Origin of the sequence: Paraburkholderia sp. SECH2 (genome assembly GCF_030464795.1) — a bacterium.
In the GTDB taxonomy this organism is placed as follows: domain Bacteria; phylum Pseudomonadota; class Gammaproteobacteria; order Burkholderiales; family Burkholderiaceae; genus Paraburkholderia; species Paraburkholderia aspalathi.
Genome location: NZ_JALPRH010000026.1, coordinates 1 through 24937, shown reverse-complemented (window position 1 = coordinate 24937; position 24937 = coordinate 1). Strand labels below are relative to the sequence as shown.

At 62.3% G+C, this 24937-nt stretch carries 26 protein-coding genes; 13 read left to right on the top strand and 13 right to left on the bottom strand.

Annotated elements, in window-relative coordinates; translation table 11 throughout:
* The first annotated feature begins 173 nt into the window (after window positions 1-173).
* The gene (locus tag M0D66_RS30795) at window positions 174-1346 is read left to right on the top strand and encodes a 4-hydroxybenzoate 3-monooxygenase (RefSeq protein WP_093642964.1); all 1173 of its coding nucleotides are present in this window, start codon (window positions 174-176) and stop codon (window positions 1344-1346) included.
* A 268-nt stretch (window positions 1347-1614) separates the two neighbouring features.
* Window positions 1615-1863, top strand: a complete 249-nt coding sequence (locus M0D66_RS30790; protein ID WP_093642961.1) for a hypothetical protein — start codon at window positions 1615-1617, stop codon at window positions 1861-1863.
* Window positions 1864-2002: 139 nt separating this feature from the next.
* Here M0D66_RS30790 and M0D66_RS30785 read toward each other — a convergent pair whose 3' ends face one another.
* The 3 genes from M0D66_RS30785 to M0D66_RS30775 all read right to left on the bottom strand — a co-directional run bounded on the left by M0D66_RS30785 (window position 2003) and on the right by M0D66_RS30775 (window position 2910).
* Window positions 2003-2251 carry a hypothetical protein gene (locus tag M0D66_RS30785; RefSeq protein ID WP_093642958.1) on the bottom strand — a complete coding sequence of 83 codons (249 nt, stop codon included), beginning with the start codon at window positions 2249-2251 and terminating at the stop codon, window positions 2003-2005.
* A gap of 74 nt (window positions 2252-2325) precedes the next feature.
* Entirely contained in the window at window positions 2326-2724 is a 399-nt protein-coding gene (locus tag M0D66_RS30780; RefSeq protein ID WP_093642955.1) for a hypothetical protein, read from the bottom strand.
* Between the two features lie 60 nt (window positions 2725-2784).
* Window positions 2785-2910 (bottom strand): hypothetical protein, encoded by a 126-nt coding sequence (locus tag M0D66_RS30775; protein ID WP_266212448.1) that lies wholly within the window; start codon window positions 2908-2910, stop codon window positions 2785-2787.
* A 541-nt stretch (window positions 2911-3451) separates the two neighbouring features.
* Here M0D66_RS30775 and M0D66_RS30770 point away from each other — a divergent pair.
* The 3 genes from M0D66_RS30770 to M0D66_RS30760 all read left to right on the top strand — a co-directional run bounded on the left by M0D66_RS30770 (window position 3452) and on the right by M0D66_RS30760 (window position 6225).
* Window positions 3452-4006: a cytochrome b gene (locus M0D66_RS30770; protein ID WP_234486674.1), complete on the top strand. Its 555-nt coding sequence runs from the start codon at window positions 3452-3454 to the stop codon at window positions 4004-4006.
* A gap of 260 nt (window positions 4007-4266) precedes the next feature.
* Window positions 4267-5121: a Crp/Fnr family transcriptional regulator gene (locus M0D66_RS30765; RefSeq protein ID WP_200619393.1), complete on the top strand. Its 855-nt coding sequence runs from the start codon at window positions 4267-4269 to the stop codon at window positions 5119-5121.
* Window positions 5122-5292: 171 nt separating this feature from the next.
* Window positions 5293-6225: a TauD/TfdA family dioxygenase gene (locus M0D66_RS30760; RefSeq protein WP_256455058.1), complete on the top strand. Its 933-nt coding sequence runs from the start codon at window positions 5293-5295 to the stop codon at window positions 6223-6225.
* A 67-nt stretch (window positions 6226-6292) separates the two neighbouring features.
* Here M0D66_RS30760 and kdgR read toward each other — a convergent pair whose 3' ends face one another.
* The 3 genes from kdgR to kduI form a co-directional block, all read right to left on the bottom strand.
* Complete coding sequence (gene kdgR / locus M0D66_RS30755; protein ID WP_211701343.1) at window positions 6293-7174, bottom strand: DNA-binding transcriptional regulator KdgR; 882 nt, start codon at window positions 7172-7174, stop codon at window positions 6293-6295.
* Between the two features lie 120 nt (window positions 7175-7294).
* A complete protein-coding gene (kduD, locus tag M0D66_RS30750; protein WP_266212447.1) occupies window positions 7295-8050 on the bottom strand; it encodes a 2-dehydro-3-deoxy-D-gluconate 5-dehydrogenase KduD in 756 nt (251 codons plus the stop codon).
* Window positions 8051-8111: 61 nt separating this feature from the next.
* Window positions 8112-8948, bottom strand: a complete 837-nt coding sequence (gene kduI, locus M0D66_RS30745; RefSeq protein ID WP_266212446.1) for a 5-dehydro-4-deoxy-D-glucuronate isomerase — start codon at window positions 8946-8948, stop codon at window positions 8112-8114.
* A gap of 303 nt (window positions 8949-9251) precedes the next feature.
* Here kduI and kdgT point away from each other — a divergent pair, with 303 nt between their 5' ends.
* Window positions 9252-10274, top strand: a complete 1023-nt coding sequence (gene kdgT / locus M0D66_RS30740) for a 2-keto-3-deoxygluconate transporter (protein WP_266212445.1) — start codon at window positions 9252-9254, stop codon at window positions 10272-10274.
* Between the two features lie 75 nt (window positions 10275-10349).
* Here kdgT and M0D66_RS30735 read toward each other — a convergent pair whose 3' ends face one another.
* A complete protein-coding gene (locus M0D66_RS30735; RefSeq protein ID WP_266212444.1) occupies window positions 10350-10925 on the bottom strand; it encodes a GNAT family N-acetyltransferase in 576 nt (191 codons plus the stop codon).
* A gap of 152 nt (window positions 10926-11077) precedes the next feature.
* On the bottom strand, window positions 11078-12523 hold the full coding sequence (locus M0D66_RS30730; RefSeq protein ID WP_093642937.1) for an NAD-dependent succinate-semialdehyde dehydrogenase: 1446 nt from the start codon (window positions 12521-12523) through the stop codon (window positions 11078-11080).
* A 311-nt stretch (window positions 12524-12834) separates the two neighbouring features.
* Here M0D66_RS30730 and M0D66_RS30725 point away from each other — a divergent pair, with 311 nt between their 5' ends.
* Window positions 12835-13038, top strand: coding sequence for a cold-shock protein (locus tag M0D66_RS30725; protein WP_007181784.1), 204 nt, complete (start codon window positions 12835-12837; stop codon window positions 13036-13038).
* Window positions 13039-13138: 100 nt separating this feature from the next.
* Here the strand turns inward: M0D66_RS30725 and M0D66_RS30720 are convergent, their stop codons facing one another.
* From M0D66_RS30720 to M0D66_RS30710, 3 genes are read right to left on the bottom strand one after another with little or no spacing between them, the layout of a single operon-like run.
* Entirely contained in the window at window positions 13139-13957 is an 819-nt protein-coding gene (locus tag M0D66_RS30720) for an ABC transporter ATP-binding protein (RefSeq protein WP_266212443.1), read from the bottom strand.
* Window positions 13909-14808 carry an ABC transporter permease gene (locus M0D66_RS30715; RefSeq protein WP_093642932.1) on the bottom strand — a complete coding sequence of 300 codons (900 nt, stop codon included), beginning with the start codon at window positions 14806-14808 and terminating at the stop codon, window positions 13909-13911. The genes M0D66_RS30720 and M0D66_RS30715 overlap by 49 nt, the downstream gene beginning before the upstream one ends.
* 43 nt (window positions 14809-14851) lie before the next feature.
* Window positions 14852-15913, bottom strand: a complete 1062-nt coding sequence (locus M0D66_RS30710; RefSeq protein WP_211701348.1) for an aliphatic sulfonate ABC transporter substrate-binding protein — start codon at window positions 15911-15913, stop codon at window positions 14852-14854.
* Between the two features lie 264 nt (window positions 15914-16177).
* Here M0D66_RS30710 and hpnJ point away from each other — a divergent pair, with 264 nt between their 5' ends.
* The 3 genes from hpnJ (at window position 16178) to M0D66_RS30695 (ending at window position 19883) form a co-directional block, all read left to right on the top strand.
* A complete protein-coding gene (hpnJ, locus tag M0D66_RS30705) occupies window positions 16178-17599 on the top strand; it encodes a hopanoid biosynthesis associated radical SAM protein HpnJ (RefSeq protein ID WP_093642926.1) in 1422 nt (473 codons plus the stop codon).
* Window positions 17596-18780, top strand: a complete 1185-nt coding sequence (hpnI, locus tag M0D66_RS30700) for a bacteriohopanetetrol glucosamine biosynthesis glycosyltransferase HpnI (protein ID WP_093642923.1) — start codon at window positions 17596-17598, stop codon at window positions 18778-18780. Before hpnJ ends, hpnI (M0D66_RS30700) begins: the two co-directional genes overlap by 4 nt.
* Window positions 18781-18857: 77 nt before the next feature.
* Window positions 18858-19883, top strand: a complete 1026-nt coding sequence (locus M0D66_RS30695; RefSeq protein WP_200619409.1) for a flippase-like domain-containing protein — start codon at window positions 18858-18860, stop codon at window positions 19881-19883.
* A 13-nt stretch (window positions 19884-19896) separates the two neighbouring features.
* Here M0D66_RS30695 and M0D66_RS30690 read toward each other — a convergent pair whose 3' ends face one another.
* Together M0D66_RS30690 and M0D66_RS30685 are read right to left on the bottom strand one after the other, a co-directional pair.
* Window positions 19897-21297 (bottom strand): ATP-binding protein, encoded by a 1401-nt coding sequence (locus tag M0D66_RS30690; protein ID WP_093642919.1) that lies wholly within the window; start codon window positions 21295-21297, stop codon window positions 19897-19899.
* Window positions 21297-21956: a response regulator transcription factor gene (locus M0D66_RS30685; protein WP_093642916.1), complete on the bottom strand. Its 660-nt coding sequence runs from the start codon at window positions 21954-21956 to the stop codon at window positions 21297-21299. Before M0D66_RS30685 ends, M0D66_RS30690 begins: the two co-directional genes overlap by 1 nt.
* A gap of 183 nt (window positions 21957-22139) precedes the next feature.
* Between M0D66_RS30685 and M0D66_RS30680 the strand changes: the two genes are divergently transcribed.
* Genes M0D66_RS30680 through hpnK form a run of 3 tightly spaced genes read left to right on the top strand, consistent with a single transcriptional unit; the run spans window position 22140 to window position 24753 of the window.
* Window positions 22140-22649, top strand: a complete 510-nt coding sequence (locus M0D66_RS30680; protein ID WP_308112721.1) for a hypothetical protein — start codon at window positions 22140-22142, stop codon at window positions 22647-22649.
* A gap of 12 nt (window positions 22650-22661) precedes the next feature.
* The gene (hpnI, locus tag M0D66_RS30675) at window positions 22662-23939 is read left to right on the top strand and encodes a bacteriohopanetetrol glucosamine biosynthesis glycosyltransferase HpnI (protein ID WP_266212442.1); all 1278 of its coding nucleotides are present in this window, start codon (window positions 22662-22664) and stop codon (window positions 23937-23939) included.
* On the top strand, window positions 23929-24753 hold the full coding sequence (gene hpnK / locus M0D66_RS30670) for a hopanoid biosynthesis-associated protein HpnK (RefSeq protein ID WP_200619384.1): 825 nt from the start codon (window positions 23929-23931) through the stop codon (window positions 24751-24753). Before hpnI (M0D66_RS30675) ends, hpnK begins: the two co-directional genes overlap by 11 nt.
* The last annotated feature ends 184 nt before the right edge of the window (window positions 24754-24937 follow it).

Sequence of the window (24937 nt, the reverse complement as noted above, 5' to 3'; positions counted from 1 at the left end):
GCAACAGCCGTCTGGGCAACGGGATGGCGCATTTGCGCGTCTCCCGCCTGCTCAAACCGGCACCCCGGTTATCTCGAAACTAGATACTGCATATCCTCCATATCGCGTTGCGCGATACAGCGCATGATCGTCAAACTGCGTGCATATCAAACGCCGCATTCAGGAGACAACTCATGCGCACCCAAGTTGGCATCATCGGTGCCGGGCCTGCAGGCCTGCTTCTTTCCCATCTTCTTCACTTGCGCGGCATCGACTCAGTCGTGCTCGAATCGCGCACTCGCGAACAGATCGAATCGACCATCCGTGCCGGCGTACTCGAACAGGGCACGATGGACCTGCTCACCGAGGCAGGTGTCGGCGCGCGCATGAAGGCCGAAGGGGCACTGCACCACGGCTTTGAACTTGCTTTCGAAGGCAAGCGGCGCCGTATTGATCTGACCGGGCTCACCGGCCGTTCGATCACGGTCTACGCGCAGCACGAAGTCATTAAGGATCTGGTCGCCGCGCGTCTGGCTGCAGACGGGGCCTTGCGTTTCGGCGTGACAGAGACGTCGCTGCATGGCATCGATACCGATCAGCCGTCGATCCGCTACCGCCACGAAGGCGAAGCGTGCGAATTGCAGTGCGACTTCGTGATCGGCTGCGACGGCTCGCAGGGTGTGTCGCGTGCATCGATTCCGCAAGCCTTGCGCAAAGATTTCGAACGCGTCTATCCGTTCGGCTGGTTCGGCATTCTGTGCGAAGGGCCGCCGTCGTCGGAAGAATTGATCTACGCGCGGCACGATCGCGGTTTTGCGTTGGTCAGCACGCGTTCGGCGAATGTGCAGCGCATGTATTTCCAATGCGATCCCAAGGATTCCGTCGACAACTGGTCCGACGATCGCATCTGGGCCGAACTGCACGCGCGCGTTGATTCGCACGACGGCCAGCACATCGTGGACGGCAAGATCTTCCAGAAGAATATTGTCGGCATGCGCAGTTTCGTGTCGGCGACGATGCAACACGGCCGGCTCTTTCTCGCCGGCGACGCCGCGCATATTGTGCCGCCCACCGGCGCGAAGGGTATGAATCTCGCCGTTGCCGATGTGCGTGTGCTGACCCAGGCGCTGAACGCGTTCTACGTCGAAAATCGCACCGATCTGCTCGACAGTTACAGTGCAACCGCGCTCAAGCGCATCTGGCGCGCGGAGCATTTCTCGTACTGGATGACGAGCATGATGCACCGCATTGAAGGTGCATCGCCGTTCGAACAGCAGTTGCAGGTGGCCGAACTCGAATACGTGACCACGTCGCGTGCGGCGGCTACCGCGATGGCGGAGAACTACGTGGGCATCGCCGTCGTATAAGAAGGATGGAGATCTGCGCGCGCAGCTTTGTATTGCCAGCGTTTATAGAATGCGCGCTGCAAATCTTTGCTCAGACGAACCCCCGCCGAACCCCGCGCACGCCGGCAAACCCTTGATGGGCAGGCTCCCGCCATTGTCGTGTCAAAAGCAACACTGAATTCAGGAATGGAGGATTTATCCGCGCCTGATTGACCCCTAGACTCCTTCCACCGACTGCGCGACATGTGACATCTGCAGTGCGTGTAAGACACTCTCTAGAGGTGGTTTCATGAAATCGCTCATCAAAGCTGTTGCTATTGCAGTTGTTCTCGGCGCCCCGATCGCTTCGTTTGCGCAATCGAATCAACCGGCCTCGCAAAACGCGCAGGGTACGCAAGCGCAGGTTTCCACGCAGCAGGGCGCTGCTCAAGCCGACACTAGCGGTTATGGTTCGGCCAGTCGCGGCACGTGGCAAGCAGGTCGCGGCGGTGAAACGACGGTAAGCTCGTATTCGCCGCCGATCTATAACGCGCGGTAAGGGCGTAACGAAAGCGCACAACGAAATGCGCGGATCATTGCGGCGCTGTTAGGCTTGTTCAAAATCTGCGAGTTGAAAATAAGAGGCCGGTCATTGGAACAAGTCCAATGACCGGCCTTTTTTCATGGCCGTCACACGGTTATGGCGTGCGCAACAAGGTCATCTCGTTGCGCAGCAGGGCATGAAGGTCTTCATCGGTGGGCCGCGTACCCCAGTGCCGCGCGCCGGCCACTGACGCAATCGCGATCCACGAATGAGGGGGAAACCATTCGCGGAGCACGGCGCCGTCCTGACGCAAACACAATTGGCCGGTTTGTTCGCTGTATTCGGCGGAGATGAGCGTGCCGTCGATTTGTGCGCTTACACGCCGTGGATCGCTGCGTTGCAAATCGTCGCTCCTAAAAAGGTGTGGCGCGAATGCCTGCGCGTGCCGGTGTCAGTGACGCTGCTCCGGCCCATGCATTAGTGGTCGCCCCGACCGTGGTCATCGCCATGGCCGTGCCAATCGCCATGGTCGCCGTCGTGCCCGTGCCCGTGCCAGTCGCCGTGCGGGCCGTCGCGATAGCCGCGCGCGTCATGCCACTCGCGCTCGTGATGGCGTTCTTCCCACTCTCGGCGTTCCCAGTAGCGGTGGCCGTCGTAATAGCGCTCGCCGTACCAGCCCGGACTCACTACGACCACTGGCGGAGGGGGTGCGTAGACAGGCGGAGGCGGCGCATAGACCGGCTCAGGCGCATAGGCCACGCCCGGAATGCCGATGTTGACCCCGACATCGACGTGCGCCAGCGCGACAGAAGATGCACCGATCCCCAGACCTGCAACGATCGCCATGGACAGCCAGCGGTTTCGTGAATTGCTCATGTTTTATTCTCGGGTTTTACGATTGAGAGTGGAGTGCGCCGTTCGGGCAGCGCTTAGTAATTAGTAATGGTCGTGATCGTGGTAGTGGTCATGGTCGTGATAGCCGCCCTCCGGCACGACGATGCAACCGCCCAATGCACTCCCGAGGGTGACAGCCAACAGCACCAGCGCGAAAATTCGTTTCATGACGTTGCCTTCCTTTTACGTTTGATCGAACTCTACTGAGCGACTGGATTACCGGTGTGTTCGTGTGTAACAGGACGTGTCGATTCATTCGCGTGCCAGCCACGCATGTGACACGGTATGGGGACGCGTTGCAGCGCTGCGACTAGTCGGTCCGCCAGGAAGAAATCGGTGGGCAACCCGTTGAGCGCGCTATGAAAAACGTCGGGCCTTCATGCATCCGCGGTGCTCGGGCAGGTTGAAACACATGCATATGAACAACTGGAGCGAGCAGAGCGTGGCAGCTCTGCACACGTATGCTTGACGGATACATTCAGTTGCAGACTAGGGATGTGAGCGGACCTGATGTGTTGTGATTTGCACTTTCTCGATGGTCGCTGATGTGTTTCCGTCTCATACGCGTGAAGGAAATGGTCAAACGCGGCATCAGCTTTTCTTAAGGTTTGATCCGTAGCATCTTGCGTCAGTGCGCCCAGAATGCGTGTATCTTCGGTGCAAATAAGCTTTCTCCACCCAATGGCTTCACTGCCACTAACACATTCTCATGACCATGCGAACGGACCCGGCTAGTTTCTCGCGCTATGCATCAGGCTATGACGGTGTAGCCAGGTTTCTTCACTGGCTGGTGGTTTTATTGATCGCCGCGCAGTTCGTGATCGGTTGGACCATGCCGGATATTCATAAGGACACGAAGCCCGATGGTTTGATCGCGTGGCATCTCGGCGTGGGGGCAACGCTGATTGCAGCGGTGGTGGTGAGAATCGTCTGGCGTCTCACGCACACGCCCGCGCCTGCATCGCTGTCACCTTTCTTCCGTGTCGTTTCGCACATCACGCACGGTCTTCTTTATCTTGCGCTGGTGGCTGTGCCTTTGCTTGGATGGGCCAACGCGTCTTCGCGTGGATGGTCCGTCAAGCTGCTCGGCATATTGCCGTATCCCAGCATCTCGGCGGTCGGCTCGCCAGTGGGGCATGAAATGGGCGACATTCATGGCTATCTGGCCTGGGTGTTGTTCGCGCTGATTGCACTGCATATCGTGGCGGCGCTGTTTCATCGTTTCGTGCTCAAGGATCAGACGTTGCAGCGGATGCTGCCGTGATTCGTTAGCGTGCGTTAGCGGTTTGTCGTTCTCGTGTGAGTCGCGTTCCGTCCGCGGCTAGCTGCGTCCACCAATATCCTCCCCGATGCCTGGATCGTGGCGGTTTCGACGTCATTGCATCGGCGCGCGATCGCCACTCCCGAGTGCGTGATAAGCACATAAAAAACAAGTCTTTTACGCGCGCCGCTAACACTGGTTAGATCGGAGGACCGACTGTTTGTCAGTCATTCAGGTCCAACCGCATCTCTTGCCGGTCAGCCATGAGCACACTTACCGAAGCATTCAACCCGGATTCCGCGGGGCGGCCATCCGTGGGGCGGCCGTCCACTGCGCGTTCCGCAGCGGCTTCCGTGCACCTTCCTCCTGCATGGCCCGCGCCGTTGTTCCCATCGCGGCGTGACGGCCGCTCGCTCGACGCGAGCGTTCGTGCTGCAATTCACTCGGCGTTCACCGCCAACCCGTGCCTGAAAAGTTGGCCCGCGCACGCAATCGACGCGTTATGCGACGCCGGCCAATTGCGCACCTGGACCAACGGCGAGTTGATCTTCGCACGCGATGAAGCCTGCGACGACATCCAGGTCGTCCTCTCCGGCGCGATCGAAATGAGCTGGACCAACTCAGCCGGCGTGCGCGCGGTAGCGGTGTACATGTGGCCGAACGAAGTCATCAACTTCATTCCGGTGATGGACCGGCGCGGCTCGATGCACGACCAGCGCGCGCACGGCTCGACGACGCTCTTCCACATTCCCGGCAGCGCACTATTCGAGCTGTTCGCTCGCGAGCCCGCGTTGTTGCGCAACGTGCTCGATCTGATCTGCCTGCGAAGCCGGGCGTTGCATAGCCGGATGGGCAAGACGGCGCTGGCCGGATTTCGCGCGCGCCTCGCTGATCAGTTACTCGGGCTTGCCGAATGGCACGGCAAGAAAACGGAGCGGGGCGTGGAGCTGACGATCAAGCTCTCGCAGGAGGACCTCGCGGCGTTATTGGCGGCTTCCCGGCAAAGCATCAATAAGGAACTGCGTTGGCTGGTGCAGCAGGGCATCGTGGACGTGCGCTATAGCCGGATCACCGTGATCGATATGGACGCATTGCGGGAAGTAAGCGACGCCGCGTGAGAAAACTGATAACGATATAAAAAGCGCTTCTATCAAGTGTCCAAAGCGCGATAGATTCGCGGCGCTCACCCTGCCGATAATGGTTCATCGATTCAGCAGGCCGAGCCGCCCAGATGTTGATTCAAGCGGTGCGCTGACCTGTCTCGTCCTTAAACCCAGGAGTTGCATCGCATGTCGAATCTCAGTCTCGCGACGTCCAACGCATTGGACATTCATCCCGTCACCGGCCGCATCGGCGCGGAAATTCGTGGCGTGCGCCTGTCGGGGCAGCTCGAATCGGCAACGATAGAAGCGATTCGCGCCGCGCTGGTACGTCACAAGGTGATCTTTTTCCGCGGCCAGACGCATCTGCAGGATGCCGATCAGGAAGCCTTCGCCAAGCTGCTCGGTGAACCGGTCTCGCATCCCACGGTGCCGGTGGTGGACGGCAGCGACTATCTGCTCGAACTCGATTCACATCGCGGCGGCCGCGCGAACTCGTGGCATACGGATGTGACTTTCGTCGATGCATATCCGCAAGCGTCGATCCTGCGCGGTGTGACGATTCCTGAAGTGGGCGGCGATACCGTCTGGGCCAACACCGCCACCGCCTACGACGATCTGCCGCCACCGCTCAAAGCGCTCGCCGAGCAACTGTGGGCCGTGCACAGCAATGAATACGACTACGCGAGCTACGGCAACGTCGGCGAACGCGGGCGAGATGCCGAAGCGCTCAAACGCTACCGCGAAGTATTCGTGTCGACACGCTATGAGACCGAGCATCCGGTCGTGCGCGTGCATCCGGAATCCGGCGAAAAGACGCTGATTCTCGGTCATTTCGTGAAGAGCTTTGTCGGCCTCACGCCGAGCGCATCGGCGCATGTGCTGGAACTGCTGCAGGCCTACGTGACGCGTCTCGAGAACATCGTGCGCTGGCGCTGGCAGACGGGCGATGTCGCGATCTGGGACAACCGTGCGACGCAGCACTATGCGGTCAACGATTACGGCGATGCTCACCGCGTGGTGCGTCGCGTGACGCTGAAGGGTGACGTGCCGGTGAGCGTAGACGGTCGCCGTAGCTTTACGCGCAGTGTCGAACCGAATCCTGCTGCGAAGGCTGCCTGAACGTCGCGGACCGCTTATGAATGCGCCCCGCGGAATTTCATCGAATTTCTGCGGGGCGCCTGCGTTTTCAGCCCAGCCCTTCAACGGGTACACGCTCCGGCGCCGTTGCTTCACGATAGCCGAGCCGCGTCGAGATCGCGAGCCCCGATTCCTTGAGTAGCGCAACGTAGTGCGATTTCGTGTCGGCGCCGCAGCGCATCGTCGGAAACGAAATCGACAGGCCGGCGATCACGCGGCCAAAGCGGTCGAACACCGGCACCGCGAGACACTGCAGTCCTTCTTCCTGTTCCTCGTTGTCCTCGCCGTAGCCTTGCTCGCGAACGCGCGGCAGGATGCTCAACACGGCGTCGGCACAGGCGAGCGACTTTTGCGTCGACTTGCGAAATTCGACATGCGAGAGGACTTCGCGCGCTTCGGCCGGGTCCATCCACGCAAGCAGCACCTTGCCGATTGCCGTGCTGTGCAGGGGATTACGGCGGCCAATGCGCGACTGCATGCGCAGCCCGTAATCGGCGTCGATCTTATGGATGTAGATGATGGCGTCTTCGTCGAACGCGCCGAGGTGGACCGCCTCGCGCGTCACCTGTCCGATGCGGCGCATCTCGACGTCTGCCTCGCGCACCAGATCGACGCTTTCCAGCGCCTTCGCGCCGAGTTCGAACAGGCGGATCGTCAAGCGGTAGCGCTCGGTTTCGATTTCCTGCGTCACATAGCCGAGCGCTTTCAGCGTCTGGATCACGCGGTGCACGGTGGTCTTTGACATGCCGAGCCGCTGCGACAATTCGCTGATGCCGATCTGCCCGCTGTCGCCGATCGCGCCAAGAATCGCGAAGACTCTGCCGATCGACGAGGCCGATTCGCCTCGCTCGTTAGCCATGCCGCCCGCGCTATCCGCTTCCGGCATGTTTGCGTCGTCATCGTCTTTGCGCTGCTTGCCCATTGCTGCCATGTCCGTGATTCCCTGTTGATGCCAAACTGATCCAGGTCCGCTCACTGCCGGATGCCGATCGCCCTCAGTGCCGAGAGCATACCGCGTCGCGCGAGCCGCGTGACCTCTGCAGCCATCACGCTAGCGCGCGAGCCAGCCGCCGTCCACTGCAAGCGTATGGCCATGCACATAGTCCGACGCGGACGACGCGAGGAACACGACCGGTCCCGCGAGATCCGCCGGCGTACCCCAGCGGCCCGCCGGAATACGTCCGATGATTTCATCGTTACGCTGCGCGTCGCTGCGCAGCGCCGCCGTGTTCGCGGTGGCCATATAGCCCGGCGCGATTGCGTTCACGTTGATGCCCTGCGCGGCCCACTCGTTCGCAAGCAGCCGCGTGAGACCGAGCACGCCGCTTTTCGACGCCGTATACGACGCCACGCGGATGCCGCCCTGAAACGACAGCATCGACGCGACGTTGATGATCTTGCCGCCGCTTGCCTGCTTCACGAACTGCCGCGCCACGGCCTGCGAAAGAAAGAAGAGGCTCTTCAGGTTGACGTCCATGACGGCGTCCCAGTCGTCTTCGCTGAAGTCGAGCGCGTCCTCGCGGCGGATGATGCCCGCGTTGTTCACAAGCACGTCGACGCGGCCGAACGCTTCGACTGCGGCGCGCACGATGTCGTCAACCGGAGCGATCGAGGCGAGGTCGGCGCGCACATCCGCGAAGCGGCGTCCCGTCGCTGCGACGTGGGCGGCCGTATCGCCGGCGTCCGCGCGGCTCACGCCGACGATGTCGCAGCCAGCCGTGGCGAGCGCGATGGCCATGCCGGCACCGAGGCCCGCATTGCTGCCGGTGACGATGGCGACCTTACCGGTCAGATCGAAGCTGTTCACTATGCGTAGGTCCTCGATGCCGTTGAGGTATCTGCTATCCAGAATGGAAACATGCGTGCCGTCAGCGCAGATCGCGCACCGCAATGTGATCCATGTCGCTGAACACCTGGTTCTCGCCGACCATGCCCCAGATGAACGTGTACGCACGCGTGCCGACGCCCGAGTGAATCGACCAGCTCGGCGAGATCACGGCCTGCTCGTTATGCACAAGGATGTGCCGCGTTTGGTTCGGTTCGCCCATCATGTGGAAGACGGCTGCGTCGTCGGCGACGTTGAAATAGAAATACACCTCCATGCGACGCTCGTGCGTGTGGCACGGCATCGTGTTCCAGAGGTTGCCCGGCTCAAGCTTGGTCATACCCATCGAGAGCTGGCAGGTAGGCAGAACCTCGGGAACGATGAACTTGTAGATGGTGCGGCGATTGCTCGTGGCGGGGTCGCCGAGCGTTTCGGGCGACGCTTGTGCGAGCGAGATCGTGCGGGTGGGATGCGACTCGTGCGCGGGCGCGCAGTTCAGGTAGAACTTGGCGGGCCGCGCCGCGTCGTCGCTGCCGAACGCGACGGCCTGTTTGCCCTTGCCGATGTAGATCGCCTCTTCGTTGCGCACCGTATAGCGCGTGCCGTCCACGTCGACCCAACCATCGCCGCCGATATTGATCGCGCCCAGTTCGCGGCGCTCCAGCAGATAGCCGACGCCAATTGCCTTGCCGAGCAAACCAGGCACCTCGACTGCGCGCGTAGCCGGCCACACGCCGCCCACGATGATGCGATCGATATGGCTGTACGTGAGCCGCAGCGCGTCGCGTTCGAACACGTCTTCGATGAGGAACTGCTTGCGCAACCCGGCGGTATCCAGCGTCTTCGCGTGTTCGCTGTTGATGCTCTGTCGCACTTCCATTGCTCTTGTCTCCGATCGGATGGGGTGTCTAGCCGTGCCGTTTTACGACGGCGTTCTGTTCTCGACTGTAGCGCAGAATTCTAAATATGGAACAGCGGTCCGAAAATATTGCACTGCCACATCAAGCGTGGCAAGCCTTCTTAATGACACGCGGGTAAACGATGATCAGGAAGTCTATCAAAAACGGAACGTTGTTCCTATCGCGGTGCTATATTGCGCCGAAAGGGGAGACGCCCGGCGCAAGAACGGGACATTAATCGGGTAATCCACCCGGCAACTGGACGCAAAGTCCATGGAGGAGGCATGAAGCTCAAGAAGGCCATCGACCGCATTCCAGGCGGCCTGATGCTGGTGCCGCTGCTGCTCGGCGCCTGTGTCCACACGTTTGCGCCGGGAGGAGGGAAGTACCTCGGGTCGTTCACCAATGGCTTGATTACCGGCACCGTGCCGATTCTGGCGGTGTGGTTCTTCTGCATGGGCGCGACGATCGACCTGCGGGCAACCGGCGTCGTGCTGCGCAAGTCGGGCACGCTGCTCGTGACCAAAATGGTGGTGGCGTGGATTGCGACGATCGTTGCTTCGCACTTCATTCCGATCGACGGCGTCAAGGCGGGCCTGTTCGCGGGCCTCTCGGTGCTCGCGATCACGACGTCGATGGACATGACCAATGGCGGTCTCTATGCAGCCGTGATGCAGCAATACGGCAGCAAGGAGGAGGCGGGCGCGTTCGTCCTGATGTCGATCGAATCGGGGCCGCTCGTCAGCATGATTATTCTCGGCGCGACGGGCGTTGCATTCTTCGAGCCGCGGCTGTTCGTCGGCGCGGTGCTACCGTTCCTGATCGGCTTCGCGTTGGGTAACCTGGACAGCGAATTGCGCGAGTTCTTCGGCCGCTGCGTGCATCCGCTGATTCCGTTTTTCGGCTTCGCGCTCGGCAACGGTATCGACCTGAATGTGATCGTCACGAGCGGCTTGCCAGGCATCGTGCTGGGCCTCGGGGTGATCGTCGTGACGGGCATTCCGCTGATCCTCGCGGACCGCTGGATCGCGGGCGGCAATGGGGCGGCGGGGTTGGCGGCTTCGTCGACGGCCGGGGCCGCGGTGGCGAATCCGGCGATCATCGGCGAGATGATTCCGCGCTTCAAGCCGCTGGTGCCGGCGGCGACGGCAATGGTGGCGACGGCGTGTCTCGTGACCGCGATTCTGGTGCCGATTCTGACCGCGCTTTGGGTGCGCCGGCATCATGCACGCGATGCGCTGCGTGAGGAGTTTGCGGTAGCGACCACGCCGCCGCAGCCACTCAATGAGCGGGACGTGCACGTTTGAAGGAGTAGGGCGGGCGGCTGGTTTGCGCCTCAACGCGATGAAGTACAACGAGTCACATGACGTGGAGGCGGGGCTTCACCGCCCCAGCTTCCTCTCCAGCATCGCCTTAACCTCCGCCCACTCTTCATCGATGATGCTAAAGCGCACCGAATTGCGCTTGCGTCCATCCGGCATGATCCGCTCGTGCCGGACAATCCCTTCCTGTTTCGCGCCGATCCGCAGAATCGCCGCTCGTGATTTCTCGTTGAGCTCGTCGGTCGTGAACTGCACGCGCACGCACTGCATTGCTTCGAACGCATGACTCAGCAGTAGGTACTTCGCCTCCGTGTTCGCCGGTGAGCGCTGCACCGATTCGCCCAGCCACGTGTGGCCGATTTCCAGCTTCCGGTTCACCCGGTCGATTTTCCAGAACCGCGTGCTGCCGACAATCGCCCCGGTATCGCGCCTCACGATCACAAACGGCATTACGGTGCCGGCCGCACGCCCATCGAGCGCGGTTGCCATATAGCTGCCGACGGTTTCAGGACCCGGCACGACAGTCAGCTTCATATTCCACAATTGCCCATCCGCTGCGGCGTCCAGCAGCGCCTGGGCGTGTTCCGGCAGAAGTGGCCTGAGTTCGACGGCCTGTCCGATCAGTATGGGTTGCATGACGTGAGGAATGTGGGGAACGTGAGCGAGAAGTTGCAATAAACAAAAAAGTCCGCGAACGAGCGCTCGCGGACCTGGCACAGCAATCAATCAGGCGGGCGAAGTCAGAAACCTCGCCCTGAACCGAAAACCTGACGACGGTCTTCGGCGGTTTAAGCCGCAGTCACCGAAACCGACTTGGTAACCAGATAGGCTTCCATCGCTTCCGGGCCGCCTTCAGAGCCATAGCCCGAATCCTTCACGCCGCCAAACGGCATTTCCGGCCAGGGCGTGGCAGGCTGGTTGATCCACAGCATGCCGACTTCCATCTGTTGCGACAGCAGATGCACGTTGCGGAACGATTTCGTGAACGCATAACCCGCGAGACCAAACGGCAGGCGATTCGCTTCGGCGATCGCTTCTTCGAGCGTGTCGAAACCGCGGATCGCGGCGATCGGGCCGAACGGCTCGTTGTTGAACACGTCCGAGTCGAGCGACACGTTGGTCAGCACGGTCGGTGCGAAGAAGTTGCCTTCCGAGCCCACGCGTTCGCCACCGGTCTCGACCTTCGCGCCGGTCTTGCGTGCGTCGTCGAGCACCTTGCTCATCGCGGTGAGACGGCGCGCATTGGCGAGCGGTCCGATGGTTGTGCCTTCCGCCAGACCGTCGCCGAGCTTGAGGCCTTCAGCATGCTTGACGAGCGCCGCAGCGAATTCTTCGCGGATGCTGTTGTGCACCAGAAAGCGCGTCGGCGAGATGCAGACCTGGCCGGCATTGCGGAACTTCGCGGCGCCCGCGGCCTTGATGGCCAGCGCCACGTCGGCGTCTTCGGCCACGATGACAGGCGCATGACCGCCCAGCTCCATCGTTGCGCGCTTCATGTGGGAGCCCGCCAGCGCGGCCAGTTGCTTGCCGACCGGCGTCGAACCGGTGAACGTGACCTTGCGGATCACCGGATGCGGGATCAGGTAGCTGGAAATCTCCGCCGGGTCGCCGAACACGAGGCCGACCGTACCGGCCGGCACACCGGCTTCAACGAACGCCTGCAGCAGCGCCGCCGGCGACGCCGGGGTTTCTTCCGGCGCCTTGACGAGGAACGAGCAGCCGCTCGCGAGCGCCGCGCTCAGCTTGCGCACGACCTGGTTGACCGGGAAATTCCACGGCGTGAAGGCCGCCACCGGGCCGATCGGCTCCTTGAGCACGGTTTGCTGCACTGCGAGATTGCGCGGCGGCACGACCCGGCCGTAGACGCGGCGGCCTTCGTCGGCGAACCATTCGATGATGTCCGCGGCGGACAGCATTTCGACGCGCGCCTCGGCGAACGGCTTGCCCTGTTCCTGCACCATCAGGCGGGCGATGTCGGAAGCACGTTCGCGCACGAGCGCCGCGGCCTTGCGCATGGTAGTGGCGCGTTCGTTGGCCGGAATCTTGCGCCAGGCTTCGAAACCGCGTTGTGCGGCGGCCAGCGCGCGATCCAGATCAGGGATGCTGGCGTGAGCCACCTTGCCGATGGGCTTGCCGGTGGCAGGGTTGATGACGTCGAGGGTTTTGCCGCTGGCTGCGTCGCACCATTCGCCATTGATCAGAAGACGGGTGTCGGTATAGCTCGAGGTGGCCATGCTGGGTTCCTGTAAGTGGGGAGAACGATAGGTCGCGCGGCCGTGATGCATTGGGCTGACGCTGCGCGGCCAAGGATGGACTGCCGATAGCAGTCATCTTATCTGATTGCGCGCAATCGCATCGGCGCAGAGCCCACGGGCGACGGGCGGCACGGGCTTTGCTACTCCGATTGCCGCGGTGGACAAACGGGTAGCTGAGGGTTACGTGAGCGGCGCCGCGCAAACAGGCGTAAAGTCAAGCAGCAGTAGCAAGAACCGGCGCAAGCTGGTGAATGCAACCCAATCAACCAAGGTGCAAACGAGGAATCGACATGCCAACCGGTACAGTGAAGTGGTTCAATGACGCAAAGGGCTTTGGCTTTATCACACCGGACGACGGTGGCGAGGATCTGTTTGCCCATTTCTCGGAAATTCGCAGCGAAGGGTTCAAATCGCTGCAGGAAAACCAGAAGGTCAGCTTCGAAATCAAGCAGGGACCGAAGGGCAAGCAGGCGGCGGACATCAAGCCGGTGTAAAAGCAGTGACCGGTCCGCGCGCGCAGGCGGGCGGACCGGGAGTGGTTGATCGCGCCCAACCGCGATGTGCTCGCGCTTCTAACGCACGACGCGAGTCGGGTTACGCGTAAGCGTTTCGCGTCTCACCCATCCCATCGAGCAATTCGTTTCGCACGCCGGCGAGCGCCGTGTCGCGCCGGTCACGCGGATGCGCTGCGGCTACGTCGATGTCGCGCACCAGCCGGGCGCCACGCTGACCCGCCGTGTTGAGCAGCAGGACGCGATCGGACAGATACAGCGCCTCATCCAGATCATGCGTGACGATCAGCGCCGCGGTGCCGTGCGCGCGCGTCAGAGACAGCAAGAGGTCCTGCAGACGCATGCGGGTCATCGCGTCGACGGCGCTAAACGGCTCGTCGAGCAGCAACAGGTCGGGCTGGGAGAAGAGGCCGCGCGCGAGCGCCACGCGTTGCGCCATGCCGCCCGAAAGCTGCTTGGGCAACGCCGCGCCGGTGCCGGCCAGACCGACCTCATCGAGCAGTTGGTCCACACGCGGGTCCGCACCTCGCCGTGGACCGGCGGAAAAGGCGATGTTGTCGGCCACGCTCAGCCACGGCAGCAGCCGCGGCTCCTGAAAGATCACGCCGAGGCGCGGCGAAGGGCCGTCTTGCGCCAGCCCGTCGAGCAAAATCTCTCCCTCGAAGTCACGATCGAGGCCGGCCAGCACGCGCAGCAACGTGCTCTTGCCACAGCCGCTCGGGCCGACCAGGCTCACGATCTCTCCACGCCGGATACCGAACGTCACGCGTTCGAGCACCGCGCGCGCTTCGTAGCGCTTGCTCACGGCACGAACCTGGAGCAGCGGCGCCTGACTTGAAAGATCTGCCGCGTTCAACGCGCACCTCGCGAGGAAGATGGTTCGTCCGCGGTATCGCGCCATGACAGCACGCGCGCTTCAATCGTTTTAAGAATGCTGTCGCTGAGCTTGCCGAGCAGTGCGAGCAACAGAATTGCGCCGAACACGAGATCGGGCCGGCCAGTTTCGCGGCCATCGCTCAGCAGATAACCGAGGCCGCGAGTGGCGGCAATCAGTTCGGCGGCGACCATGAACATCCACGCGAGACTCAAGCCCGTGCGCAGTCCGGTGAAGATCTGCGGCAATGACGCGGGCAACAGGATGCGCGTGAATAGCGCCCGCGGACTCAACCGGTTGACTTCGCCGAGTTCGATCAGTTTTCTGTCGACGCCACGAATGCCCGCCACGACGCTCAACTGCACCGGAAAAAACGCGCCGATGGCAACGAGCGTGATTTTCGGCGCCTCGTCGATGCCCATCCACAGCAGCAGAATCGGCACCCAGGCGAGCGACGGAATCGCGCGCAGGGCCTGAAACGCAGGGTCGAGAAGGGCGTCGAGGCGGCGGCTCAAACCCATCGCCCCACCGAACAGAAGGGCGAGTGCGGAGCCGATGCCGAAACCCGCGAGTACGCGCATCGAGCTGGCGCCGATGTGGCGGGCCAGACGCTCACCGCCCAGTTGCCACAGCGTTTCAGCAATCGTGCTCGGCGCCGGCACGAGGTGCGCCGGCAACACCGACGCACGCACCAGCACTTCGATCGCGGCAAGAAAGGCAAGCGGCAGGATCAATCCGGCAATACGCCAGCGCTTGAGCGGGTCGCGCGGGCGCGGCGCGACCCGCGTTGCATCGGCGGCTTGCGGCGCGCGATGCCTCGCGTGTTCATCCGTTGTGTGCGATCGGTGCTGAAGTCCGAGCGATTCGTCAGTAGCCATGGGAGTCGGTCGGAGGGTCATCGGGAGCGGTGGGCGCACCGGCTCACTGGCCGCTGTTCGCGGCGATAACAGGTTGCGCCGTCTTCACGTCGATCAAGGCGTCGATGACCTGATTCAGATCTGTGCCCGGTTTCACCAGTTGCTCCTGCGTGAGAATCGGCGCGGCCGCCTTGAGCGCGGCAAGTTGCTGAGTGCCCGGCTGCGGATGACTGAAATCGTTGCGGCTCAGTTGCAGTTTGGCGACCGGCAGCGACAGCTTCGATTCTTCCGAGATGATCTTCGCAGTTTCGTCCGGATGCGCGGCGATCCACAGGCGCGCTTTTTCGTACACCTTGAGCACCTGCGCGAGCGTCTCGGGATGATCGCGAATGAAATCCTCGCGGGCGTCGAGCAGGCCCCACGTATTGAAGTCGACGTTGCGATACAGCAGCTTCGCGCCGTCGTCGATTTGCGCGGCGGCCATGTGCGGATCGAGGCCGGCCCAGGCGTCCACCTGGCCGTTGGCGAGTGCGGTGCGCCCGTCCGGATGCTGAAGGTTGACGATCTCCACGTCGTCGCGCGAGAGGCCCGCGGTGTGCAGCGCGCGTAGTGTGAAGAGGAACGGGTCCGTGCCCTTGGTGGCGGCGATCTTCTTGCCCTTCAGGTCCGCGAGGGTTTTGATCGGCGAGTCCTTGCGCACCACGAGAGCGGTCCATTCCGGGCGCGAGAAAACGTACACTGCGCGAATCGGGTTGCCGTTGGCTTTGGCGAGCACGGCGGCCAGACCCGCCGTCGAACCAATGTCGATCGCACCGCTGTTCAGATACTCGAGCGCGCGATTGCTGCCGAGGCTCAGCACCCATTTGACCTCGGTGTGCTGCGGCGCGAGTTCCTGCTCGAGCCAGCCGTTGCGCTTGATGACGAGGCTTTCCGGTGAATAGTAAGCGTAGTCGAGTTTCAGTTCGGCCGGCGGCGCGGCGCGTGCGATACCCGGTGCAAGGAGGGCGAGCGTGGCCGTTGCCGCGATCAGCAACGCGCTCAGGCCGGCTTGCAGACGTCGCGCATGCCGCGGGTGTAAGGAAATCGAAGAAAGCGAAAAGCGCGCCGTGCCCCGCGGGATTTTCATTGACTGGTCCTGTGATGGTCGTTTAGTTGTGACCGATCAATGTAGTCAATGCGCATGCCGAACTGAACGAATAAAAACTCACAATCAAAGCAGGTTGGACGCTATGGCGGACGTGGCCAGGCGGGCCGGGAGTATTTTCCTTAAGGTTTCCTTCAGCTTTGCTCCGTAGTATCTCCGCGACCACCCGTATCCCCGCGGGCAATAGTTCCGATAGTTTTCCGACAGAAAACTGAAAGCGCCGATCTAAGGCTTGCTGGAGCATTCATGAAAACCCTCTTCTTGCAAGCGCCGTCGTATGACGGCTTCGATGGTGGCGCGGGATCGCGCTACCAGGCCAAGCGTGAAGTACGCTCGTTCTGGTATCCGACGTGGCTCGCGCAGCCCGCCGCGCTCGTGCCCGATAGCCGCGTACTCGATGCCCCCGCCGACGGCTTGTCCGTCGAAGCGTCGCTCGACATAGCACAGCAATATGACCTGGTGGTGATCCACACCAGCACACCGTCTTTCCCCACCGACGCACTGTTCGCCGAAGACCTGAAGAAGCGCAAGCCTTCGGTGCTGATCGGCATGGTCGGCGCGAAGGTCGCGGTCGATCCGCACAATTCGCTGACCGCGAGCGAGGCGATCGATTTCGTCTGCCGTGAAGAATTTGACTTCACCTGCCAGGAAGTTGCCGAAGGCAAGCCGTTCGCCGGCATCAAAGGTCTGAGCTATCGCGCGGCCGACGGTTCGATCGAGCACAACGAAGCGCGCCCTATCCTGGAGAACATGGACGAGTTGCCGTTCGTGGCGCCCGTCTACAAGCGCGATCTGAAGATCGACAACTATTTCATCGGCTATCTGAAGCACCCGTACGTGTCGATTTACACGGGCCGCGGCTGCCGTTCGAAATGCACGTTCTGCCTGTGGCCGCAAACGGTGGGCGGGCATCGCTACCGCACGCGTTCGACCGAGAACGTGCTCGAAGAAGTGAAGTGGATTCGCGACAACATGCCTGAAGTCAAGGAGATCATGTTCGACGACGACACCTTCACCGACTTCAAGCCGCGCGTCGAGGAGATCGCCCGCGGTCTCGGCAAACTGGGTGTGACGTGGTCGTGCAATGCGAAGGCGAACGTGCCGTACGCGACGTTGAAGATCATGAAGGAAAACGGCCTGCGCCTGCTGCTGGTGGGCTATGAATCGGGCGACGACCAGATTCTCCTGAACATCAAGAAGGGTCTGCGCACCGACATTGCGCGCCGCTTCAGCGAAGATTGCCGCAAGCTCGGCATCAAGATTCACGGCACCTTTATTCTCGGCCTGCCTGGCGAGACGCAGGACACGATCCAGAAGACCATCGAGTACGCGAAGGAAATCAATCCGCATACGATTCAGGTGTCGCTCGCGGCTCCCTATCCCGGCACGACGCTCTACAACCAGGCGGTCGAAAACGGCTGGCTGGAAGAGAACAAGGTCATCAACCTCGTCAGCAAGTCAGGGGTGCAGCTCGCCGCGATCGGCTATCCGCATCTGTCGCGTGACGAGATTTACCACCAGCTCGAAAACTTCTATAAGCGCTTCTATTTCCGTCCGTCGAAGATCTGGGAAATTCTGCGCGAGATGCTCACGAGCTGGGACATGATGAAACGGCGCCTGCGTGAAGGCGTCGAATTCTTCCGCTTCCTGCGCGCCCACGAGGCGTGAACGCCGTGCATCTGCTCGCCGTCACGCTGGCCTATGCGTGTGCGGCGGGGGCGGTTTTCGGCATCGCCTACACGGTGTTGGCGGGTGCCCTGATCGGCCGGTTCTTCGCGCGAGCGGTGTCCGAGCCGACCAGCTTTCCGCCGGTTACGATTGTCAAGCCGCTGCACGGCAACGAGTGGGCGTTACTCACCAATCTCTCGAGCTTCTGTCAGCAGGACTATCCGGGCCCGGTGCAATTCCTGTTCGGCGTGCACGATTCGGCCGACCCCGCATTGCAGGCCGTCGACGATCTGCGGCGGCTGCATCCGGAAGCGGACATCACCGTGGTCGCCGACGCACGTCTGTACGGCCCGAACCGCAAGATCAGCAACATCCTCAACATGCTGCCGCAGGCCCGGCACGACGTGCTGGTATTCGCCGACAGTGACGTGAGCGTCGGGCCGGATTATCTGCGCAATGTAGTCGGCGAATTGCAGAAGCCTGGCGTCGGTCTCGTCACCTGCGTGTATCGCGGCGCGCCGGATCCCGGGTTCTGGCCGAGATTGTCGGCCAAGGCGACCAACTATCAGTTCCTGCCCGGCGTGGTGACGGGGCTTGCGCTCGGTCTCGCGCGCCCCTGCTTTGGACAGAGCATCGCGATGCGGCGCGATACGCTGGAAAAAATTGGTGGCTTCACGCCATTCGTGCAGCACCTGGCCGAGGATCATGCGATCGGCGAGGCCGTGCGCATGATCGGCGAGAAAGTGGTGATTCCGCCGTTCACGATCTCGCATGCCTGCGTTGAAAACAGCGCGACGAAATTGATCGCGCATGAACTGCGCTGGAGCCGCACGATCCGCAGCATCGATCCGCTCGGCCACCTCGGCTCGGTGCTGATTTTCCCGCTAGCCTTTGCGCTGCTCGCCACCGCGTTCTCGGATGGCGCATGGTGGGCGTGGTCGCTTGCACTGGTCGCCGTCTGCGTCCGACTCGTATTGAAACTGGTGTCCGATCGTGCGCTGCAGCAGGCGCATCGCGACCTGTGGCTGTTGCCGTTATGGGATATCGTATCGTTTTCGATTTTCGTGGCGAGCTTCTGGTCCTCGCGCGTGATCTGGCGCGGTTTCAGTTTCAAAGTGGATGGCGACGGCCTGCTGTCGGCGGCGCAGGACGGAATGACGGATGAACAGCAGGCTGGGTAAGCAATGATGCGCGGGTATCCGGAAGGGCGTAATGAGGACGATGCAGCGTGCCTGAAGCACGTGCAAAGGGTGGCCGCATGATGAAGCATCTCGGCCGCTTCGCCGCGCTTGCCGGCTTGCTGGTGTCGCTGTGGCTGGTCTGGCAGGACAATCCCGGCGCCGTGCTTGGCGCACTGCGCGCGGCGGGAGCCGGCCTCGTTCTCGCGGCGCTCGCGCACGTGCTGCCGATGATCGCCAATGCCTGCGACTGGCGCTCGCTGATTCGCGGCGCGAACCGGCCCAGTATTGCCAATATGCTGCATCTGGTCTGGGTGCGCGAATCCGTCAATTGCATGTTGCCGGTGGCGCGTATCGGCGGCGAGGTGGTGTCGTTCCGGATGCTCAAGCGTTGGGGCGTACGGCCCTCTACGGCGGTCGGCAGCATCATCGTCGATATGCAGCTCACGGTGATCAGCCAGTTGCTGTTCACGATGGTCGGCATCGGTTTTCTGTTCGCGCATGCGCAGTCCGACACGCTGCGGCTCGCCGGGCAACTGGCGTGGGGCGTGGTGGTGCTCACGCCGCTGCTGGTGCTGTTCGCACTCGTGCAGCATGCCAGCCCGTTCGAGCGCATCACGCGCGTGCTCAATCGTATGACAAGCGGCAAGCTCGCCGCGCTCGTCGGACAATCCGCTCAGATCGACCAGGCCATCAAGCTGATCTGGCGCCGGCGCGGCGTGGTGCTGCGCTATCTGTTCTTCTGGCAACCGCTGCAATGCTTCCTGACCTCGCTCGAAATCTGGCTCGCGCTGTACTTTCTCGGCGTGCACGTCACGCTGGTCGAGGCGGTGGTGATCGAATCGTTGATCCAGGCGATCAGCAGTGCGGCGTTCTTTGTGCCCGGCGGTCTGGGCGTGCAGGAGGGTGGTTTCATTCTGATCGGCGGCGCGTTCGGCCTCGATCCTTCCATCTGCCTTGCGCTTGCCGGCGCGCGGCGCATTCGCGATCTGCTGATCTTCGTACCCGGACTCATTGCGTGGCAATTTGCCGAGTCGGCCAATCGCGAGCCGAAGCGGGCGGAATCCGCGGGGCGGGCGGTCGTGGGCGAAGCCAGCCAGCGTTAGTACACCACCGTCATTACTCCACGCCCGCATAAGCAGGAAACGACACTTCCACGGCGAGGCCGTGCTCGCCGACCCCTGCGCCGAGATGCAGGCTCGCACCGAAATGCTCCGCGATTCGCGCGACGATCGAGAGGCCAAGTCCGCTGCCAGTGGCCTGATTGCCGGTGGCGCGGAAAAACCGGTTCGTGAGGCGTGCGAGATCGCTGGGCGCGACACCAGGGCCGTCGTCGCGCACGGTGAGCTGCACCCGGCCGGCGTCATACCGCACGGCGACTTCGATGCTGCCGCCGGTGCGTCCATACTTGATCGCGTTATCGAGCAGATTGTCGAGCAGGATGCCCATCAAGACGGGCTCCGCATTGATCTCGGCGCGCATGTCGCCGGTGAGCGTTACGCGAATGTCCTTTTGCTGCGCATTGGGCTCGTTGGCGAGCAGTGCGTCTTTCGCCACGGCCGCGGGCCTGAGTGGCGACGTGGCGAGCGTTTCGTGCGCATCCAGGCGCGCAAGCAGCAGCAACTGCTCCGCGAGCCGCGCGCTGCGATCGACGCCTTGCACCACGCGTTCCATCGCCACCCGCTGCAGCGCCGTGTCCGGTTCGGCCAGTGCGACTTGCGCCTGCACCTTGATGGCAGCAAGCGGCGTTTTCAGTTCATGCGCCGCGTCGGCGGTAAACGCGCGCTCGCGTTCGATAGAGTGCCGCAAGCGCGATAGCACCAGATTGATTGCGTCGACGAGCGGGCGCACCTCGGTCGGCGCGCGGCCAATATCGACAGGTTCCAGCCGGTTGATATCGCGCGCGCGAATGGCGCCGGAGAGGACCTTGAGCGGCACCAGGCTCCAGCCGATGCTGAACCACACCAGCAGCGCCAGCACCGGCAGCGCGATCAGCGTAGGGCGGGCGATCCGGCTCGCGACGCCGCTCACCAGATCGCTACGGGTATTGGCCGGTTCGAACACGCGCACCGTGTGGCCGAGCGCAGTATCGCGCAAGGTGAACGTGTGCCACATCTGGCCACCCAGCGTCATGTTTTGCGCGCCGCTTGCGGGCGGCACAGGCAAATCCCAGGCTTGCAGCACGCGCAATTGCGGGCTGCCCGCCAGCACGTCGCCGTTCGCGCTGCGCACCTGAAATAGCGCGTCGCGCGGCAAGGAATCGTCGTCGTCGCTATTGTTCGCGCCGGGTTCGCCGCCTTTTTCTTCTTCGCGCACGTCGATGCGCGCATTGGCCAGCGTGGTCAGATTGCGCTCGTCGAGCAGCGCGAGGATTTGCGCGAGTTCCGCAAGACGTGCTTCTTCCCATTCGCCGACTTCGCGCGTGGCCTGACGATAGCTCGAGATCAGCGCGATGCCCCAGATCAGCACGATGCTGGTCAGCACCAGCATCATCAGACGGCGGCGTATCGATGCCGACATTACGCTTTCTCCACCACGTAGCCGATATTACGCACGGTTCTGATCAGCTTGGCGCCGAGCTTTTTGCGCAGGTTGGACACATGGACCTCGATCGCATTGCTCTCGATTTCTTCCTGCCATCCATACAAACTCTCTTCGAGGCGCGAGCGCGACTGGGGAATGCCCTGATTGGTCAGCAGCTGCATCAGGATCGCCCATTCGCGCGAGGTGAGGGGCACGCGCGTATTGCCGATTTCGACGGTTTGCGCGGTGGGATTGACCGTCAGATCCTGATAGCGGATCACCTCGACGCTGCGCCCCTGCGCGCGGCGCAGCAGGGCCCGGCAACGGGCGATCAGTTCGGTCAGGTCGAAGGGTTTGCCGAGGTAGTCGTCGGCTCCCGCTTCGAGGCCGCCGACGCGATCCACCACCGTGCCCTTGGCGGTTAGCACGAGCACGGGCACATCCTTGCCGGCGTCGCGCAGCCGCTTCAGCAATTCCATACCCGACACCCTGGGCAAGCCGAGATCGAGCAGGACGAGCGCATAGGCGGTGGTGTCAAGGGCGAGACCGGCCTTGTGGCCGTCGCGAGCCCAGTCGACCGTGAAACCGGCTTGACGCAGTCCCGCTTCAATACCGCAGCCGATCAGGTCGTCGTCTTCTACGAGGAGTACGCGCATGGGGAGAGATTCCGTTTGATGTCTATTGCATAGCGGCGACGGTTTTTAAGCAAGCGCCGAGTCACACATCCGAAGTGTAGCGATCATGTTCGTTGGACGCTTTATACCTCTTTCTTCCTTAAGGTTTCCTTCAGCTTGAATCGCTACTATCGCCCCTCAGCAGGTTACTGTCGCGTGGCCGACATGGGCGCGCGAAACTACGTCATGTTGTCAGATCATCGCAACTTAATCGTAAGCACATCGATGGAATGTACGGTTGGCGCCTTTGTCGGCGCGATTTACCGGTGCATGTGCCGGCGAATCGCGTCACTGCATGATGCCGCGCGTTCCTTCAGGTCACGAGACCATGCCATGAAGCCAGTCACCACCGACATGCTGCGAGCCCATCTAATGGCGGCTTCGCTCACGGCCATGGTTACCGAAGTGCTCGCCTTGCTGGCACTGCTGGTTCTGCCGATTTCGCAGCAGGTTTTCAGTTCCACGGGGTTTCAGGCTCTTGCTCTGGCGCTGATCGTGAGCGGCGTCATCGTGATGCGCCAATTCGCGCAGGCCGCTTTCAATCTCGCCATTCAGGGCCACTACGCCACGCCTGCCGGCCGCCCCATGTTGATTGAAGCGGACTGCCCGCGGCGCTGGTTCGTCGTTCTTCATCTACGCTTCACCGGCAAACCATTCATGCTCGCCGGGCACTGAAGGCAACAGGCGATGGCGGCGCACGCATTGACAGCATGCCAATGGATCCTGTTATCCGGCTGCGTCTCGGCCTCGCTCTATGCGATGCTGGCCGCGGTGGCGATGCCGTTCTTCGCAGTGCGCCGCGGCGCGCGCGCGAGGGCCGCTAGCGTCCCGGCTGCCGCCCGGGCTTCGGATTCCCTACCTCCTTTCACGAATGTCGGCGTCAGCGTGCTCAAGCCGCTGTGCGGCGCCGAGCCGCGTCTCTACGAAAATCTCAGAACCTTCTGCGACCAGCGCCACGGGCATTTCCAGCTCGTACTAGGGGTCTCGTCGCCGGACGACCCCGCCATCGCCGTGGTGCGCCGTTTGCAGGCCGCCTATCCGATGCACGACATCGAGCTCGCCGTCGATACACGCGTGCACGGCAGCAATCTCAAGGTCAGCAATCTGATCAATATGGCCGAGCGGGCGCGCCATGACGTGATCGTGATCGCGGATAGCGACATCGCTGTCGAAGCCGACTATCTCGACACCGTGGCGGCGCCGCTCGCCGATCCGCGCGTGGGCGTGGTGACCTGCCTCTACGTGGCGCAAGGTGTGGGCGGTTTCTGGCCGCGGGTCGGCGCGCTCTTCATCAACGAGTGGTTCGCGCCGTCGGTGCGGGTCGCGCACGCGGCCGGCTCGCGCCGCTTCGGTTTCGGCGCGACGCTGGCCTTGCGCCGCGCGACGCTCGAGCGCATTGGCGGTTTCGACGCGCTGAAAAACTGCCTCGCGGATGACTACTGGCTTGCCGAGCACGTGCGCGCGCTCGGCCTTAGCACGGTGCTTTCGCGCGTGATGGTGGCCACCGATGTTATCGAACCGACTTTTTCCGCCTTGTGGCAGCGTGAGACGCGTTGGCTGCGCACGATCCGCTCGGTGAACCCGCTTGGCTTTGCATTTCTGTTCATCACGTTTCCGACGCCGTGGCTCCTGGCCGGCGCTTGGCTCACCGGCAGTCTCGCGAGCGGACCATCCGGCGGCGTGCATTTGTGGGCGGCGCTGGTGAGCGGCACCGGCACGGCGGCCGGTTTTGCCGCGCGCATGCTGCTGCATTTGCGTTCCGCGCGTCACGAACGTACTTTCTGGCACGACTTGCCGCTCGTGCCGTTGCGCGATACCTTGCTGGCATTGCAATGGCTCGCGGGCGCGTTCGGCTCGCATGTGGTGTGGCGCGGCGCACGCGTTCCCGTTGAGGCCTCCGCGTCGACGACGCGCGCGAAGGCAATGGGCGTGATGGATGTCATGGAGACTTCGGATGGTGGTTGAGCCGCGCGGCCTGATCGTTACTGCCGACGATTTCGGCCTGCATTCACGGGTAAATCTGGCGGTCGAGCAGGCGCACCGGCACGGCGTGCTGACGGCCGCGAGCCTGATGATCGGCGCGCCTGCCGCGGCCGATGCGGTGGCGCGTGCCCGCGAACTCCCGGGGCTGCGGGTCGGTCTGCATCTGGTACTGGCGGACGGCGACGCGGTCACGCCGCGCGCGGGGATTGCGGCATTGCTCGACGAGCATGGCCGCTTTGGCGACAACATGGTGCGGGACGGGGTGCGGTTTTTCTTTTTGCCGCACGTTCGCAAACAGCTGGCGCGAGAGATTCGCGCGCAGTTCGACGCTTTTGCGCGGACGGGGTTGACGCTCGATCACGTCAACACGCACAAGCATTTTCATTTGCATCCGACGGTGCTCGAGTTGATTCTGGAGATTGGCCGCGAGTACGGGATGCGGGCGATGCGCTTGCCGTTCGAGGTTGGTGCGCCGCTGTGGTTGCGGCCGTGGATTTCATGGGTGCGGGCGAGGTTGAACCGGGCCGGAATCGTGCACAACGATTATGTGGTTGGAATTGCCAATAGTGGGCGTATGGATGAGGAGGTGTGGCTTGCTGCGCTTGCCGATTTGCCTCGTGGGGTGGGGGAGATTTATTGTCATCCGGCGTTTGCGGGGGATCGGGTTTTGAGTCATGGGATGAGGGATTATCGACACGTCGAGGAGTTACAGGCGCTGTTGTCGCCGAGGGTTGCTGAGGCGATTCGGGGGGTGGGGGTTCGGGTTGGTGGGTTTGGAGATGTGCTCAGTAGTTGATTTTTTTGTTGTCTGCGCGACGCTTGTTTGTCAGTGTTCTTAGGGTTTTGGCTTTTCCTTGTTCTGGCCTTGGTGCCTTTCCTTGCTTTGTTAGTGGTCTATTAGCGTTCCCCCTGTGCGGGGGGGCACTGTAGTGGTTCAATGAACCTGGACACCTCTAAAGGGGATAATTCTCCAACTGAGG

Coding starts and splice junctions, on each gene's coding strand:
- M0D66_RS30730 (WP_093642937.1), bottom strand. CDS start 12,523: ATGGCCACCTCGAGCTATACCGACACCCGTCTTCTGATCAATGGCGAA.
- M0D66_RS30735 (WP_266212444.1), bottom strand. CDS start 10,925: ATGCAACCCATACTGATCGGACAGGCCGTCGAACTCAGGCCACTTCTG.
- M0D66_RS30775 (WP_266212448.1), bottom strand. CDS start 2,910: ATGAAACGAATTTTCGCGCTGGTGCTGTTGGCTGTCACCCTCGGGAGT.
- hpnK (WP_200619384.1), top strand. CDS start 23,929: ATGGTGGTTGAGCCGCGCGGCCTGATCGTTACTGCCGACGATTTCGGC.
- hpnJ (WP_093642926.1), top strand. CDS start 16,178: ATGAAAACCCTCTTCTTGCAAGCGCCGTCGTATGACGGCTTCGATGGT.
- M0D66_RS30725 (WP_007181784.1), top strand. CDS start 12,835: ATGCCAACCGGTACAGTGAAGTGGTTCAATGACGCAAAGGGCTTTGGC.
- M0D66_RS30780 (WP_093642955.1), bottom strand. CDS start 2,724: ATGAGCAATTCACGAAACCGCTGGCTGTCCATGGCGATCGTTGCAGGT.
- M0D66_RS30680 (WP_308112721.1), top strand. CDS start 22,140: ATGGGCGCGCGAAACTACGTCATGTTGTCAGATCATCGCAACTTAATC.
- hpnI (WP_266212442.1), top strand. CDS start 22,662: ATGGCGGCGCACGCATTGACAGCATGCCAATGGATCCTGTTATCCGGC.
- M0D66_RS30695 (WP_200619409.1), top strand. CDS start 18,858: ATGATGAAGCATCTCGGCCGCTTCGCCGCGCTTGCCGGCTTGCTGGTG.
- M0D66_RS30715 (WP_093642932.1), bottom strand. CDS start 14,808: ATGGCTACTGACGAATCGCTCGGACTTCAGCACCGATCGCACACAACG.
- M0D66_RS30760 (WP_256455058.1), top strand. CDS start 5,293: ATGTCGAATCTCAGTCTCGCGACGTCCAACGCATTGGACATTCATCCC.
- M0D66_RS30765 (WP_200619393.1), top strand. CDS start 4,267: ATGAGCACACTTACCGAAGCATTCAACCCGGATTCCGCGGGGCGGCCA.
- M0D66_RS30790 (WP_093642961.1), top strand. CDS start 1,615: ATGAAATCGCTCATCAAAGCTGTTGCTATTGCAGTTGTTCTCGGCGCC.
- M0D66_RS30690 (WP_093642919.1), bottom strand. CDS start 21,297: ATGTCGGCATCGATACGCCGCCGTCTGATGATGCTGGTGCTGACCAGC.
- M0D66_RS30685 (WP_093642916.1), bottom strand. CDS start 21,956: ATGCGCGTACTCCTCGTAGAAGACGACGACCTGATCGGCTGCGGTATT.
- kduI (WP_266212446.1), bottom strand. CDS start 8,948: ATGGAAGTGCGACAGAGCATCAACAGCGAACACGCGAAGACGCTGGAT.
- M0D66_RS30720 (WP_266212443.1), bottom strand. CDS start 13,957: ATGGCGCGATACCGCGGACGAACCATCTTCCTCGCGAGGTGCGCGTTG.
- M0D66_RS30770 (WP_234486674.1), top strand. CDS start 3,452: ATGACCATGCGAACGGACCCGGCTAGTTTCTCGCGCTATGCATCAGGC.
- M0D66_RS30710 (WP_211701348.1), bottom strand. CDS start 15,913: ATGAAAATCCCGCGGGGCACGGCGCGCTTTTCGCTTTCTTCGATTTCC.
- kdgT (WP_266212445.1), top strand. CDS start 9,252: ATGAAGCTCAAGAAGGCCATCGACCGCATTCCAGGCGGCCTGATGCTG.
- kdgR (WP_211701343.1), bottom strand. CDS start 7,174: ATGGCAGCAATGGGCAAGCAGCGCAAAGACGATGACGACGCAAACATG.
- M0D66_RS30795 (WP_093642964.1), top strand. CDS start 174: ATGCGCACCCAAGTTGGCATCATCGGTGCCGGGCCTGCAGGCCTGCTT.